The 13,997-nt window shown below is 45.4% G+C and carries 13 protein-coding genes; 12 read left to right on the forward strand and 1 reads right to left on the reverse strand.

Going from position 1 to position 13,997, the window contains the following annotated elements:
* Window positions 1–64 precede the first annotated feature (64 nt).
* The 9 genes from GXO76_09935 (at window position 65) to GXO76_09975 (ending at window position 9,341) form a co-directional block, all read left to right on the forward strand.
* Window positions 65–2,320, forward strand: coding sequence for a TonB-dependent receptor (locus GXO76_09935; GenBank protein ID NOY78172.1), 2,256 nt, complete (start codon window positions 65–67; stop codon window positions 2,318–2,320).
* 53 nt (window positions 2,321–2,373) lie between these two features.
* Window positions 2,374–3,249, forward strand: a complete 876-nt coding sequence (locus GXO76_09940) for a DUF4249 family protein (protein NOY78173.1) — start codon at window positions 2,374–2,376, stop codon at window positions 3,247–3,249.
* Window positions 3,250–3,443: 194 nt separating this feature from the next.
* Complete coding sequence (locus GXO76_09945) at window positions 3,444–3,932, forward strand: peptidylprolyl isomerase (protein NOY78174.1); 489 nt, start codon at window positions 3,444–3,446, stop codon at window positions 3,930–3,932.
* Between the two features lie 174 nt (window positions 3,933–4,106).
* Complete coding sequence (locus tag GXO76_09950) at window positions 4,107–4,460, forward strand: nuclease (GenBank protein NOY78175.1); 354 nt, start codon at window positions 4,107–4,109, stop codon at window positions 4,458–4,460.
* A 98-nt stretch (window positions 4,461–4,558) separates the two neighbouring features.
* Window positions 4,559–5,197: a hypothetical protein gene (locus GXO76_09955; GenBank protein ID NOY78176.1), complete on the forward strand. Its 639-nt coding sequence runs from the start codon at window positions 4,559–4,561 to the stop codon at window positions 5,195–5,197.
* Window positions 5,198–5,556: 359 nt separating this feature from the next.
* Window positions 5,557–6,876: a tRNA (N6-isopentenyl adenosine(37)-C2)-methylthiotransferase MiaB gene (miaB, locus tag GXO76_09960; protein NOY78177.1), complete on the forward strand. Its 1,320-nt coding sequence runs from the start codon at window positions 5,557–5,559 to the stop codon at window positions 6,874–6,876.
* A 60-nt stretch (window positions 6,877–6,936) separates the two neighbouring features.
* On the forward strand, window positions 6,937–7,284 hold the full coding sequence (locus GXO76_09965) for a DUF1049 domain-containing protein (GenBank protein ID NOY78178.1): 348 nt from the start codon (window positions 6,937–6,939) through the stop codon (window positions 7,282–7,284).
* A 3-nt stretch (window positions 7,285–7,287) separates the two neighbouring features.
* On the forward strand, window positions 7,288–8,457 hold the full coding sequence (locus GXO76_09970; protein ID NOY78179.1) for a tetratricopeptide repeat protein: 1,170 nt from the start codon (window positions 7,288–7,290) through the stop codon (window positions 8,455–8,457).
* Between the two features lie 89 nt (window positions 8,458–8,546).
* Entirely contained in the window at window positions 8,547–9,341 is a 795-nt protein-coding gene (locus tag GXO76_09975; protein ID NOY78180.1) for a hypothetical protein, read from the forward strand.
* Window positions 9,342–9,512: 171 nt separating this feature from the next.
* On the opposite strand, the gene GXO76_09980 is transcribed toward GXO76_09975, so the two are convergent.
* Entirely contained in the window at window positions 9,513–9,653 is a 141-nt protein-coding gene (locus GXO76_09980) for a hypothetical protein (GenBank protein NOY78181.1), read from the reverse strand.
* A 463-nt stretch (window positions 9,654–10,116) separates the two neighbouring features.
* On the opposite strand from GXO76_09980, the gene GXO76_09985 reads away from it, so the two are divergent.
* From GXO76_09985 to carB, 3 genes are all read left to right on the forward strand, one after another.
* Window positions 10,117–11,394, forward strand: a complete 1,278-nt coding sequence (locus tag GXO76_09985) for a hypothetical protein (protein ID NOY78182.1) — start codon at window positions 10,117–10,119, stop codon at window positions 11,392–11,394.
* Window positions 11,395–11,505: 111 nt separating this feature from the next.
* Window positions 11,506–12,636, forward strand: a complete 1,131-nt coding sequence (carA, locus tag GXO76_09990; GenBank protein NOY78183.1) for a glutamine-hydrolyzing carbamoyl-phosphate synthase small subunit — start codon at window positions 11,506–11,508, stop codon at window positions 12,634–12,636.
* Between the two features lie 190 nt (window positions 12,637–12,826).
* A partial coding sequence (gene carB / locus GXO76_09995; GenBank protein ID NOY78184.1) for a carbamoyl-phosphate synthase large subunit occupies window positions 12,827–13,997 on the forward strand: 1,171 nt, incomplete at its 3' end.

Here is a 13,997-nt window from a genome sequence, read left to right on the forward strand (position 1 = left end):
TTTCTGCCAAAAAACTCACGAAAAGACGACTCAATTGAGTCCTTTTGTCATTTGCAAGGTTTGCTTGAAAAGACTCTTCTTAACAACACTTTTTTTCCTCGGGTTGGTTGGGATACCTGCCTTTTTACAGGCTCAAAACTACGCGACACTGACAGGTGCCGTGAAGGATTCAGCCAGCGGCGAACCGCTCATTGGCGTAAATGTGTTTCTGCAACACACCACCCGCGGCGCAGCAACCGACGTAAATGGTTTCTTTGTCATTCCGGCTATTCCTCCGGGAACCTATACGGTTGTTTTTCAATACATGGGCTACAAAAGTTTGAAGAAAAGAATGCGGTTTTCTCCCGGGGAAAGCAGAATTCTTCACATTAGCCTGCAGAAAACGGTTTTAAGGCTCGGCAGCGTCGAAGTTACCGCTGAAACACAGAAAGAATTCGATCGAACGGTGGAGCCGGGCGTTGTGACCCTTTCACCCCGGGAGCTTCAGAAAATGCCGGCGTTCATTGAGTCGGATATCTTCAGAAGCCTTCAAATGCTTCCTTCGGTCAAATCGTCAGGAGACTATAACGCAGCTCTTTATGTGCGGGGAAGCAATCCTTCCGAAAACCTGACGCTTCTGGACGGCATTACGGTTTACAACCCCTATCATCTTTTTGGGCTTTTTAGTACATTCAACACGGATGCGGTTAAAGAGGTAAATTTTATGGTCGGGGGATTCCCGGCTCGCTACGGCAACCGGAATTCTTCCGTGTTAAATGTGATCACAAAGGATGGCAACCGGAAGTCCTTCGATGCGGAAGGCGATGTGAGTCTCCTCAGCTCTAAAATTTTGATTGAGGGGCCGCTGCCACGCGGATCGTTTTCACTGGCCGGAAGACGAACCTATTTTGACCAGATTTTAAAACTCTTCCGGGTCAATTTCCCCTACTATTTTTACGATTTTCAGGGAAAGGTAAATGTGGATCTCTCCGAAAATCACACGCTCACATTTATGGGATTTTTTGGAAATGATGTCCTTCGCCCAAAAGTGGAGGAGGAAAATTCCAACGATCAATTCGATTTTCACTGGGGAAATCGGACGCTCGGAGTGCGCTGGCGGGGGATTCTTCGGCCGAACCTCTTGGTTGAATCGGTAGCGTCTGCCAGCCGATTTATTATCAGCCAGTACGCAAAATCGGAAGACGGCGAGGTGCGCGCCGAGAACAGCATCACGGATTTTACGCTCAAATCCCATGTAACCTATTTTTATGGGGACAGGCACCAATTTGAAACGGGGTTGGAGGCGACGGGATTAACCTTTCGTACGTTGGTAGCGGATGCTTTTAATCGCTTTGTGGACATCAAGATCGTGCCCCGCTATGCAGCCCTTTACTTTCAGGATGAATTCCACGCCGGAAAATGGACAGTGCAGTCCGGATTGCGTTTGAATGATTACACCCGGGGGAATCGCCTTGTTCTCGATCCCCGCCTCAGCATACGCTACCGCATGAACAACCTTTTTCAATTTAAATTTGCCACCGGGCAGTACACCCAGTTTTTAACCACGTTTGACCTGGAAGAACTCATTCACTTTCGGCTGTTTGATGTCTGGCTGCCCCTGGACAAGCACCAACTGCCCATTCAGTCGGATCACGTGGTCTTGGGAATGGAAACAAAGCTATGGCCCGAGGCAAAAATCTCGGTGGAGGGCTATTACAAACGGATGGAAAATCTGCTGTCTTTTTACCCGAGCAATGTGCAGAAGAATCGGGATCGGGACCGGCTTTTTTGGTCGGGTGAAGGGAGAAGCTATGGGGTGGAGCTTTTGGTGAAAAAGGATATCGGAACGTGGTTCGGATGGATTGGCTACAGCCTTTCTTTCGCGGACCGGCGTTTTCCCCAAATTGCCACGCAGAAAAATTGGTTTCCGGCCAGTTTCGATCGCCGGCACAGCGTCACGGCCTCACTGGCCTTTCCGTTTACCCGAAACATCCGGTTCGCGATGAACGTCGTTTTCAGCACGGGCAATCCCTTTACGGAGCCGATCGGTGTGGTCCCGATTATCCACGAAAGCGGGGATGTTTCCTATCATTGTTTGGTCGATCACAAGAACAATGCGCGCTACCCGTTGTACGATCGATTGGATGTTTCCCTGAAATGGGAATCGTCCCGTCGAAAGGGATTTCACATCCAACCCTATTTTCAAATTGTAAACGCTCTCAATCGGAAGAATGTTTTCTTTTATTACACCTCGTTTGAGGGATTGGGCATTCCCAAAGAACGCAAAGCCGTACAAGGGTTTCCAATTGTGCCGACGCTGGGGGTTCATTTTGAGTTTTAGTGAGATTGAAAAGCGTTCCATTTTATGTGATTAGGGACAAGGAACATGTGTTTATGAGAAGGATTTGGACAGATCGAAGAATTATCCTGCTTATTTTGATAGGACTGGCGGCGGGGATTGGCGGCAGCCAATGCAGTAAAAATCCCCAACTGCCGTCCATTCACTACAACCCCGAATTGGTTGTCTTTGGAATTTTGTCTCCGGGAAGCTACCAATTTAAGGGCGGAATTATTGAAAACAGCCTAAGCCGAAATTTTTTTGTGGTGCAGCGAACCTATCAGATGGATGAGAAACTGGTCTTTCAGAAATTGCCTTCCGTTGATATTTTCATCGATTCGGTCAAACTCTTTCCCGTTGGATATGCGAAGCGGGAATCGTACGATCCGAATGGTCCGTTCAGTACACGGATTGATTCTGTTCGTGTGTATTCATTTGATCAAAAGAAATTTCCAATCCATGAAGGGCAAACCTACACATTGCGGGTGAATGTGCCCGGGTTCACGTCCCTCCGGGCAATTACGCGGGTTCCGGATGCACCCGTTATCTATTCACCCAAAGATACGGTGTATCTTTCGGAAAAACAATTTGTTGTAAAATGGACGCCGGTGGAACCGGTGGGAGGCTATCGTTTCTCTGTCCTGGTGAAAGATATGTGGTCTGCTGAGGAGTGGCCCGTGATAGAAGATGAGGTCAGCCGCAACACACACCACTATGTCGTTGATCTGAAGCGAATTTGGCCATATGAAGGTCTTCGGAAAATCAGCATCGAAGTTCAGGCACTGGATGAAAATTATGCCGATTACATTTCGCTGCGAAACCTGATTTTTTCGAATTGCCTGACCAAAGAAAATTTTAATGTGGAAGGGGGATACGGACTTTTTGGCTCAATGGCCAGCGATAAAAAAACAATCATTCTCGAAGAGAAATAGATCCGCCGGAAGGAACGGTTCCTGTGAGAATATGCCGGAATTTTTTTCTTTCGGAAATGACGGTAATTCCAATACGAAATGCAGAATAATGGTAAAAAAATCTATTTCAGTTGCATTCTGATGAATTTTGTCATAAATTGAAATTTGTTTAATTCAAATTAAAGAAATTGCTAATTAGTTTAAGGAGATTTAAAATGCCTATTGGCCATGACCAGGTTGCATCTATTCACTATATTTTAAAAGATGAAGATGGAAATGTTCTGGATTCAACGGTAAACCGGGAGCCCTTTTCTTTTTTGGGCGGACACGAACAGATTTTGCCGAAGTTGGAAGAAGCCATCTCAACGATGTTAATTAATACGAAAAAGGAAATCACGCTTCAACCGGCCGAAGCCTACGGTGAGTATGTGGAAGAAGCCGTACAAAAAGCCAATCGGTCTGATTTTCCGGAAAATGTGGAATTGAAAGAAGGAATGGAATTTTACGCCTCTTCCCCTGACGGACAGAATATGCCGTTTACCATCCGAAGCATCGAGGGTGATGTGGTCACAATCGATTTTAATCATCCGCTGGCAGGCAAAACCTTGACATTTGAGGTGGAACTGGTGGACGTTCGGGATGCCACTCCTGAAGAGCTTTCGCACGGGCACGTGCACGGCCCCGAGGGACATGAACACGCGTAGAGCCGTCTTACTGAAAGATCGTTAATAGAAAAGCGGGATATGATAATTAGGGTCAAATTGATTTTGGCCCTTTTTTTATCTTCTAAAGATAACTTCTTTGCTGCCGGCGGCTCCGTATTTTAAACTTGCACTTTGGGAAGAAAAATACTAATTTAAATACCTGAGGAGACAGGGATGGACGAGAAATTATATCATTATCGGGCCCATGTCGTCAGTGTTTACGATGGGGATACGATTCATGTTGACATCGATCTGGGCCTCGGCATCTGGCAAAAAAATGAAAAAATCCGGCTGGCTCGAATCAATGCGCCTGAATTAAGGGGCGATGAGCGGCCTGCAGGGATTGAATCTCGCGATTTTCTCCGACGTTTTATTCTTCATCAATCTGTTCTTTTAGAGACCAAAAAAGACCGAAAGGGTAAATGGGGACGGTATATTGGGGAAATCTGGATCAAGACCGATGGTCAGTGGGTGAATGTGAATGACCGGATGGTTGAAAAGGGATTTGCGGTGTACATGAATTACTAAAATATCAGTAAAAAAATCTGTACTGAATGTGAGTGTGTTTATCAACCGAATTGAATTGCAGGAATGAAAATAAATGACGCTGAAAGGAGCTTGTTAAAATGATTCAAGGACATATCTTTAAAAAAATCGTTTGGACAGGAATTGTCGGATTAATGGGTTTTTCTCTTGTTTTTTTGGGATGCAGTAAAAAGGAAGAAGTACCCAAAACACAGGCACCCGTTGCGAACCCGCATGGCGCTATGAATAGTTCCGCCGGGATGATGGGAACTGCGCGTGTGGCCACCGATGACAATCCCTTGCCGTTAAAGAAAACGGGAATCAACAGTGTGCAGGAGATGAACAAGTATTTGGACCAGATCAAAAATAAAAAGCTGCGATCCCGGTTTGAACATGATTTTCGGCTGTGTTTTACGGAAAATAGAAATCTTCGCGATTACGAAACGGCCCGTGCGGATTTATTGACGTTCATTAAAAAAGAACCGAATTTTGCTCCGGCTTACCGCCTGCTGGGATACACCGAATTCAATCTGGGTTTCAATGTTAAAAAAGCGATGGCCTATTACAACAAGGCCCTCCAGATTGATCCGAATTACGGGGAAGTGCATTACGCACTGGCTTTTATGTACGTCATGTCGGATATGAACAAAGGGCTGATGCATTTTCGAAAAGCCATGGCACTGGGAATCCCCGATGAGCATCATTTGGGGCCCCAGTATTACGATATGCCGCATAAATAGGCAAGGGGTGAACAATTATATTTTGTACGAGGAATGCCAGTCACAACGACTGGCATTTTTCTATTCACATTTTACCGGATGTTGTGAAAGAATGAAATGGACGGCTGACAGGATTTCTGCCGGGTATTTTTATTCAAATCGTGCAAATTTTATGTGACGACTCCTAAAAAATGTTGATTTTTTGGGTGAATTTATTATTTTTATTACACATTATTCTTTTAATTTTTGGGTTGAGAAAGGGAGCCATAACTCTTCGTACAAGGATGTTGTTTGTAGAAAATGAACGGCTGTCTTAAAATGCTGTTTTTCCCTTTGCGTTGGGTTGGAAAAATCAGACATTGATATCGAAAATGGAGAAAATGACGAAAAAGTTTTACATAGAAACCTACGGATGCCAGATGAATAAGTACGACTCGGAAATTGTCGCTGGCATTCTTGCAAAAGAGGGCTACCTGCAGGTCTTCCGGCCTGAGGAAGCGGATATTTTGTTGGTTAACACATGCTCCGTTCGGGAACATGCGGAAAAACGGGCATTGGGCCGCGCCGATAATTTGGTTGTTTTCAAGCAAAAAAATCCGGAGGCCAAGATTGGGGTACTGGGTTGTATGGTTCAAAATCTGGGAACCCAAATTCTCGAGAACCATCCGGCCGTTGATTTTGTAGCCGCGCCCGATTCCTATCGCCGTTTGCCGGAGATTCTTCATAATCATGTGAAAGCCTCGGAAGGTGATTTTTCCGTTCGGGCCTTTCTGAACGAAAGCGGATCGGATGAAACCTATGATGATGTGTATCCGTCTCGTGTGGAGGGGCTCAGCGCATGGATTGCGGTTATGCGCGGATGCAACAACTTTTGTGCGTATTGCATTGTTCCGTATGTTCGGGGACAGGAGCGAAGCCGGCCGGCCAAACACGTAGTGGAAGAAGTGAAGAGGCTGGTAGACGAAGGTTTTGTAGAAGTCACCCTATTGGGCCAGAATGTGAATTCGTATGATGACGGGGAGAACGATTTTCCCGATCTTTTGAAACGGGTAGCAGAAATAGAGGGTATCAAACGCATTCGTTTTGCCACGTCGCACCCGAAAGACCTGTCGGAGAAGCTGGTTCGCACGATTGCAGACAATCCCAAAATCTGCAATCACATTCATTTGCCCGTTCAATCGGGATCAACGAAAATCCTTCAGGCCATGAATCGCGTGTACACCCGGGAGGACTATTTAAAGCGGGTCGATTTAATCCGCCGCTATCTGCCGGATGTGGGGTTAACGACAGATGTCATTGTGGGATTTCCGGGAGAGACAAAAAAGGATTTTGACCAGACCAAATCGCTTCTTCAATCGGTAGAATATGACGGCGCATTTATTTTTAAATATTCGCCCAGGCCTCACACGCCGGCCGCAAAGCTGAAAGAAACCCTCACTGAAGCGGAGAAAATCGAACGCCTTCAGGAGCTCAATGCCATTCAAAAAGAAATTACAAAAAAGCGAAACAGAGGCCACATCGGGGAAATCGCTGAAATTTTGGTTGAGGGTCCCAGCAAAAGATCCCTGAAAGATGCCATGGGACGTTTGGAAAACAATAAGATTGTGATTATTCCAAATACGCAACTCACGCCGGGGACTTTTAAAACCGTTCGCATTGTGGATGCAAAGGGTGTAACCCTTTTTGGGGAGCAGGTGTGATTTAAAAACGCTGTTGTGGTCTGTTTTTTAAAGAATCAATACAAAACAAGGAGAGTGTCCATGTGGCTCGTTAAATGGATTGTTGGCATATTTTTGGTACTTGCGATTCTTGGATTTGCCCTGCAGAATCAGCACCAGGTCGTACAAGTCTACGTCGCAAACTGGGTATCTCCGGAAGTTCCCCTCTATTTTGTGATTTACATTGCATTTGCGCTGGGTATGATTACTTCCATTCTTTTTGCCCTGGTTAAGATCTTTCAGCTCAATCAGGACAACCGGAAAATCAAAAAGGAACGAAACGAGTTGGAAGAGGAATTAAGAAAGCTGCGGAATCTGTCCATTAGCGACGAGACACCGGCGCTTCCTAATCCGACGTCAGAAACACCCAATGCTTCAAAGGAATCCTAAATCATGACAACTGAAATGTGGTATTTGGTAATTTTTGCGGCAATTGTTGTTATTCTTTTGTTGATTTATTCTCTTTGGCGGATGAAATCTTCCGCTGCAAAGAAGCGTCCTGTGATCGATCCGTACGTGCAGGGACTCAATGCGCTTGTGGAAGGCGATCTGGATCGGGCCGCTGATTATTTTAGAACGAGTGCTCAAAAAGACAGCGAAAATATTGATGCCTATTTAAAATTGGGGGATATCTTTCGAAAACAAGGATATCCGGATCGGGCCACAAAAATACACCGGGAGCTGCTGGTGCGGCGGAATCTGAATCCTTCCGTTCAGCTTCAGATTTTGCGGAGTCTGGTGCAGGATTACAGGGAGTCCAAGCGATATGACCAGGCGCTGAAACGGCTCGATGAAATTCTGCAGCATATTCCAAAGGACGAATGGGCCCTCTCGTACAAGGTGGAATTGTTTGAAGAAATGGGCGAATGGGACAAAGCCTTTCGTACGCTGAATGTTTTGGCAAAGTCAAAGCGTATGTCGGAGGATGTGTCCCAAAAATTGGCGCTTTATCGCGTAGAAGAAGCCAGACAACTTTTTTCGCAGGGACACGAAAAATCCGGTCGCATTAAATTGCGGGAAGCCCTGAAGATCGATAAAAAATGTGTTCCGGCCTATCTGTATCTTGGAGATTCTTACATGCGGGAAAATCGGGCCGACGATGCTCTGAAAACCTGGAAGAATTTTGTGGAAGAGGTGCCGGAATACTCCCATCTGGTTTTTAGCCGCCTGCGCGAACTTCTTTTCCGTATGGGGAAATTCAGCGAAATTGAATCTATTCTGACCGATTTGCTGCACAAACATCCTGAGAATTACAATGTTTACTATGCACTGATTCATCTTTATGAAAACAAAGGCCAGTACCTTGAGGCCATTAACTTGTGCGATCAAATTCTGGAAGGCAAACCCGATGACACGGATGCCAATTTACTTAAAATACGGCTCTTGGCGCGTCTAAAGGATTTCCATAAGCTGGAGACCGAGGTGATTTCTTTTACGGAAAAAATCATGCACCCCAAGGAGGAGTACGTTTGCTCCTCATGCGGTTATCGTTCCGGCGAGCCCCTCTGGCACTGCCCGAAGTGTGGCGGCTGGAATACATTTGACCTGAAAAGGAAAAACTAAATAGGGGCAAATTCAATTATGAGGCTGTTCTAAAAGATGTGCCTACTCATTTCACGAATGTTTGATGTAAATCAGGGTGAGTCTATCGGATGAAGAAAACGATTCAAATCATCATTTTTTCATTTCTTTTCATTGCAGGTGTTTCTGCACCTCTTTTTGCCCAAAAAGAGGTCATGACCTATTTAAAAACGGGTGATTTTACGGGGTTAAAGAAAGATTTGCCCCAACTGCAGAAAAAATATCCTAACAGTACACTGATTCCCTATTTGAAGGCCATCCTGATCAGCAACGGAAAAACAGCCCTTCAATCGTTTAAGAATCTTCGCAAAACCTATAAAAATGAAAAATGGCTGCCGGCGGTTCTGATGCGGATTGCCCAATACCATTACGTTCAGGGATACTACATTTCGGCAAAGGATGAATTTAGACAGGTGGCTGCCCAGTATCCAAAAGCCTCGCTGGCCCCGGAGGCATTGTATCAGGTGGCTCTTTGTTGGATGGCAATGGCTGCCACGGATTCTGCCCGGGTGGTTCTGGAAAAGGTCGTTGAAAGGTACTACGGAAGCAAAATTGCCGAGCTTGCCTCCCGCGACTTGAGAGAGATTTCAGGCGGACAATCTTCGCCTGCGAAAACCCCTCAATCGACGACGGCCTATTTCACGGTTCAAACCGGAGCCTTTTCCTCAAAAGATAATGCCACACTTCAATTGCAATTTTTTGAGCAAAAAGGGATTCACGGAGTTCTTTCGCAGAAAACAGTCAATGGGAAAACGCTTTATCTGGTTTGGATTGGAAAATTTACTACACAAAAGGATGCAACTGCGTACGGAAAAAAATTGCAGAAAAAATTTAAGGTTTCCTACCGAATTGTGGAACACCCCTGATCGCTAAAGACCGCCTGCTCAAGATGTTGGAATGGTATCCTGTTTTTATCGTCCTGCTTAACGCGCCCAGGATTTTTCCAGTTGGTGTTTGACTCGTTTTCTAAAGAAGAAGAATTTCGTTTTCAGATAAATCACCCGAAGTCTCAAAATAAAATTGGTCATTTTTCCTCCTCAACGAAGTCCCATGCGTCTGCCCAAAGTGTACGATCGGTAGACGATTTTTTTCTTTCTCACTTTGGGGTCTTTCTCCTGATCGTAATCATTCTCAGACGCCTGAAGTTCCTTTTTTTTGATCACTTTTTTCTTTCCCATGATATTCTCCTGCATTCAAATGTGAGATTGCAATAATAATACCAAAATCATTTTGAAAACAATCGGAATGATTCCCTTTTAAAAACAAGATATTAGCAAATTTATTTTCACCCCGTTCATTTATATTATCGTCAGATGTTGTAAAAAAATGAGGCGTGTGAACAAAAAGTGTCCATTTTATAAGACATGTGAACGGAGTAAGATAAGCTGACCATTCAGCGAAACAAGGCAATCAGGGGGCGGTTACAAAAAGGTTACCTTGCTCACAAAAAAAGCCGTAGAACCCTATTTTGTAAAAAAGAAGACTTAAACAATAAAACGATGGAGCCGATAACTTTAAAATGGGGAAAGAGACGCTTTCCTTCACGTTGCTTTTTATTTTTAGAAATTTCCCTTGCATTTTAGAATCTATTTTTATATTTTAATTGAAATTTTTGCTAACACCCAGTTAAGGATATTCTGAATGATGAAGAAAACTATTCTGCACGGAACGTTCATTTCATTGTTTTTTCTATTTATTTTTGTTGGTTGTGCAGGAACGCGAAAGAATGCGCCGTCAAGGGAAGCGGCTATTCAAAAAAAGGAGCAAAGTAAGGTACTCCGCTATCTAAAAAACAACCCGAATGATCCGCTGGCGTATTTTCAGTTAGCAAAATTGTCCTATCAGGGAAACAACTATTCTCAAGCGCTTGTTTATTTGGATTCCACCCTCAGCAAGAACCCCGATTACCAGCCCGCCTATTTGTTGAAAGGCAAAACACTTTGTCAGCTGGAAGAATACAAACAGGCCTGTTCGGCATTTGTTCGTTTACTGGAGCAGGATTCGGAGGGTCTGTATGTCAGAGAAGTGGGTGGAACGGTGGGCATTCTTTACAAAATTTCTCAGCTAACCAAAGGCGATTTCAATGACGCCAGTCCGCATTTTATGCCGGACGGCAGTCAGATACTCTTTCAATCGGATCGAAAGGGCAATTGGGATATTTTTTCAATGAACCCAATGGGCGGAAATATTTTGGGGGTTGTGGTCGATTCGATGAATCAGGAATTTCCGGTTCCGGCACCCGCCGGCGATTGGGTGTACTACACACAGAATCAGGGCGCCGAAACCAAATTCCGGGATATCTACCGTGTGCAGCCCTCTTCCGGGAAAAGGGAAAAGGTTGTGAGTGGGTTATCCGACGATTGGTATCCTGCACCCGATGCCAACCAGGTATTTTTTGTGTCCAACCGTCTTTTCCCGGAACGGGATTCTCTGACGTCCATTTTCAAGCAAACTCTGAGTAAGGATGAACCCCCCGTATCCCTTTTCCCAAACGGTATTTATGCGGCTCCCTCGGTAAATGAAAAGACGGGGAAACTTTTATTCACGAAGAAGGAAAACGGCTATTTTCATCTTTTTGAGGCTGATTTTTCCGGCAAACATATGAAGGCTCTGGGGGAAGAACCCTTTAATTACGGAAATCCCTGTTTTTCACCGGATGGAAAAAGAGTGGTCTTTTTCAGCAATCAACACAAAAATTACGATATCTATTTAAAAGATCTCCAGACGGGAAATGTTTTACGTCTCACTCATTTTAAGGGATACGACATGAATCCAGTTTTTTCTCCGGACGGTTCCAAAATAGTCTTTCATTCAAACCGGGACGGTCATTTTCACATCTATGAAATCAATTTAAATCTTCCTGTCTCCCGCGGTGAACTGTTGGACCAATTGAGGCGGCTCGCGATCACATTGGAATAAACGGCATCGCGGTTGTCCTAACCTACAAATTCAGTGTATTCCAATCGAAAATATAACAAAGGTGAACTCCATCTAATAGGATTACAACATTCGGAAAATAAAGAGGATAAAGTGAAAGCTCTGCTGGTTTTAGAAGATTCAATGGTTTTTGAGGGGAAGTCGTTTGGTACGTCTGGAGAAGCCGTTGGAGAAGTGGTTTTCAATACCGGAATGGTTGGCTATCAGGAGATTCTGACGGATCCGTCTTATAAGGGCCAACTGGTTACCATGACGTATCCGCATATTGGCAACACCGGAATTAATTCTGAAGATCACGAATCGATTCGTGCGTGGCTGGGGGGATTTATTGTTCACGAATATTCGAAATCCGTTAGCAGCTGGCGCTCGGAGGAGGACCTGGACTCCTTTCTGAAGCGATCGAATGTGGTGGGAATCGAAGGCGTCGATACCCGTCAGCTCACACGGCATATTCGGGATAAGGGGGCCATGCGGGGGATTATTTCCACGCGCACAACGGATATTCAGGCACTCATCCGAAAGGTGCGGCAATCGCCGGAAATGCTGGGCCGTGATTTGGTTCAACATGTAACCTGCAAAAAGCCGTATGTATTTAGACCAAACCCCGAAGAATATGAAATTAAGGAGTTTATGAAAAATCCGGCCATTGATTCCCGCCTCAATTTGGTGGTGGTGGATTTTGGGGTTAAGTGGAATATTCTAAGAAATTTACATTACAATGGATTTCGGGTTACGGTTGTTCCGGCGTTTACGGCGGTTGAGGAAATTCTTGAGAGAAATCCCGATGGTGTGTTTTTATCAAACGGGCCCGGGGATCCGGCTGCGGTGACTTACGGCATTCGGATTGCCAAAAGTCTGGCAGGGAAAAAGCCGCTCATGGGAATCTGTCTTGGGCATCAGATTCTTTCTCTGGCCCTGGGTGCCCAAACCTACAAAATGAAATTCGGGCATCACGGCATTAACCATCCGGTGAAGAATGTGAAAACCGGACGAGTGGAAATTACTTCTCAAAACCACGGGTTTGCTGTGGACCCCAAAAGTTTTCAAAAGGGAATGGTGGAAGTGACCCACATCAGCCTAAATGACGGGACGCTGGAGGGATTTCGCCATAAGGAGCTTCCTCTTCTTGCAATTCAGTACCACCCGGAAGCGGGGCCCGGGCCGCACGATTCCCGGTATTTATTCGGTGATTTTCGGAAGATGATTACAAAAGACGCGAGATAACAGCGTTTGAAAGTTGGTTTCTAAAAATGTGCCCACGAATTTCACGAATAATCAGATCTTAATTTTTGTGAAACTGTTTTTTCGGCAGTCGAAAGGATTATGTATTGTAAATCGAGCAAAAACAAGATAATATCTAATATAAAGAAATAGGCGTTAAATCTTACGGATAGTTTCCCCGGGAGGAAGTGTTTTGCCAAAACGTACGGACATTCAAAAAATTCTCATTGTTGGATCGGGACCCATTATCATTGGTCAGGCCTGCGAATTTGACTATTCAGGAACACAGGCCGTAAAGGCCCTGAAGGAAGAAGGCTACGAGGTAGTTCTGGTGAACAGCAATCCGGCCACCATTATGACCGACCCCGAACTGGCCCATCGAACCTACATTGAACCCATCACTCCAAAATTTGTGAAAAAAATTATTGAGCGCGAGCGTCCTGATGCTCTGCTTTCCACAATGGGGGGGCAGACGGGCCTGAATGTGGCCGTGGCTCTGGCGGAGGACGGCACCCTGGAATCCTACGGCGTGGAGCTTATCGGGGCCAAACTGGAGGCCATCCATCGCGCGGAAGATCGGGAACAGTTTAAAAAAACCATTGAGTCTATTGGATTGGAAATGCCCCGGGGCGGATTTGCTCACTCCAAAGAAGAAGCCTTTGAAATTGCCAGGGATTTGGATTTTCCGATTATAATTCGGCCCTCGTTTACACTGGGTGGAACCGGGGGAAGCATCGTTTATAATCGACTCGAATTTGAAAAGCAGATTGAGTGGGGACTGCAGAACAGTCCCATTCAGGAGATTCTGGTCGAGGAATCCATCATTGGCTGGAAGGAATACGAGCTGGAGGTGATGCGCGACCTGAACGATAATGTGGTCATCATTTGCTCGATTGAAAATTTTGATCCGATGGGAATTCACACGGGAGACAGCATTACCGTGGCTCCGGCGCAAACCTTGACTGATCGGGAATACCAGAAGCTGCGTGACGCGTCCATTAAAATCATTCGGGCAGTGGGTGTGGAAACCGGGGGATCCAACATCCAATTCGGGATGGACCCCCGAAGCGGCCGCCTGTTGGTCATTGAAATGAATCCGCGGGTGTCGCGGAGCTCGGCGCTGGCATCAAAAGCGACCGGTTTTCCGATTGCAAAAATTGCGGCCAAGTTAGCCGTTGGCCTTACGCTGGACGAAATTCCCAACGATATCACCAAAAAAACGCCGGCTGCATTTGAACCCACTCTGGACTACGTGGTGGTTAAAATCCCCCGATGGGACTTCGAAAAATTCCCCACGGCCAATGCCAAATTGGGTACCCAAATGAAATCGGTCGGCGAGGCAATGTCCATTGGCCGTACCTTTA

The sequence above is a fragment of the Calditrichota bacterium genome (genome assembly GCA_013151735.1).
Lineage (GTDB): Bacteria > Zhuqueibacterota > JdFR-76 > JdFR-76 > BMS3Abin05 > BMS3Abin05.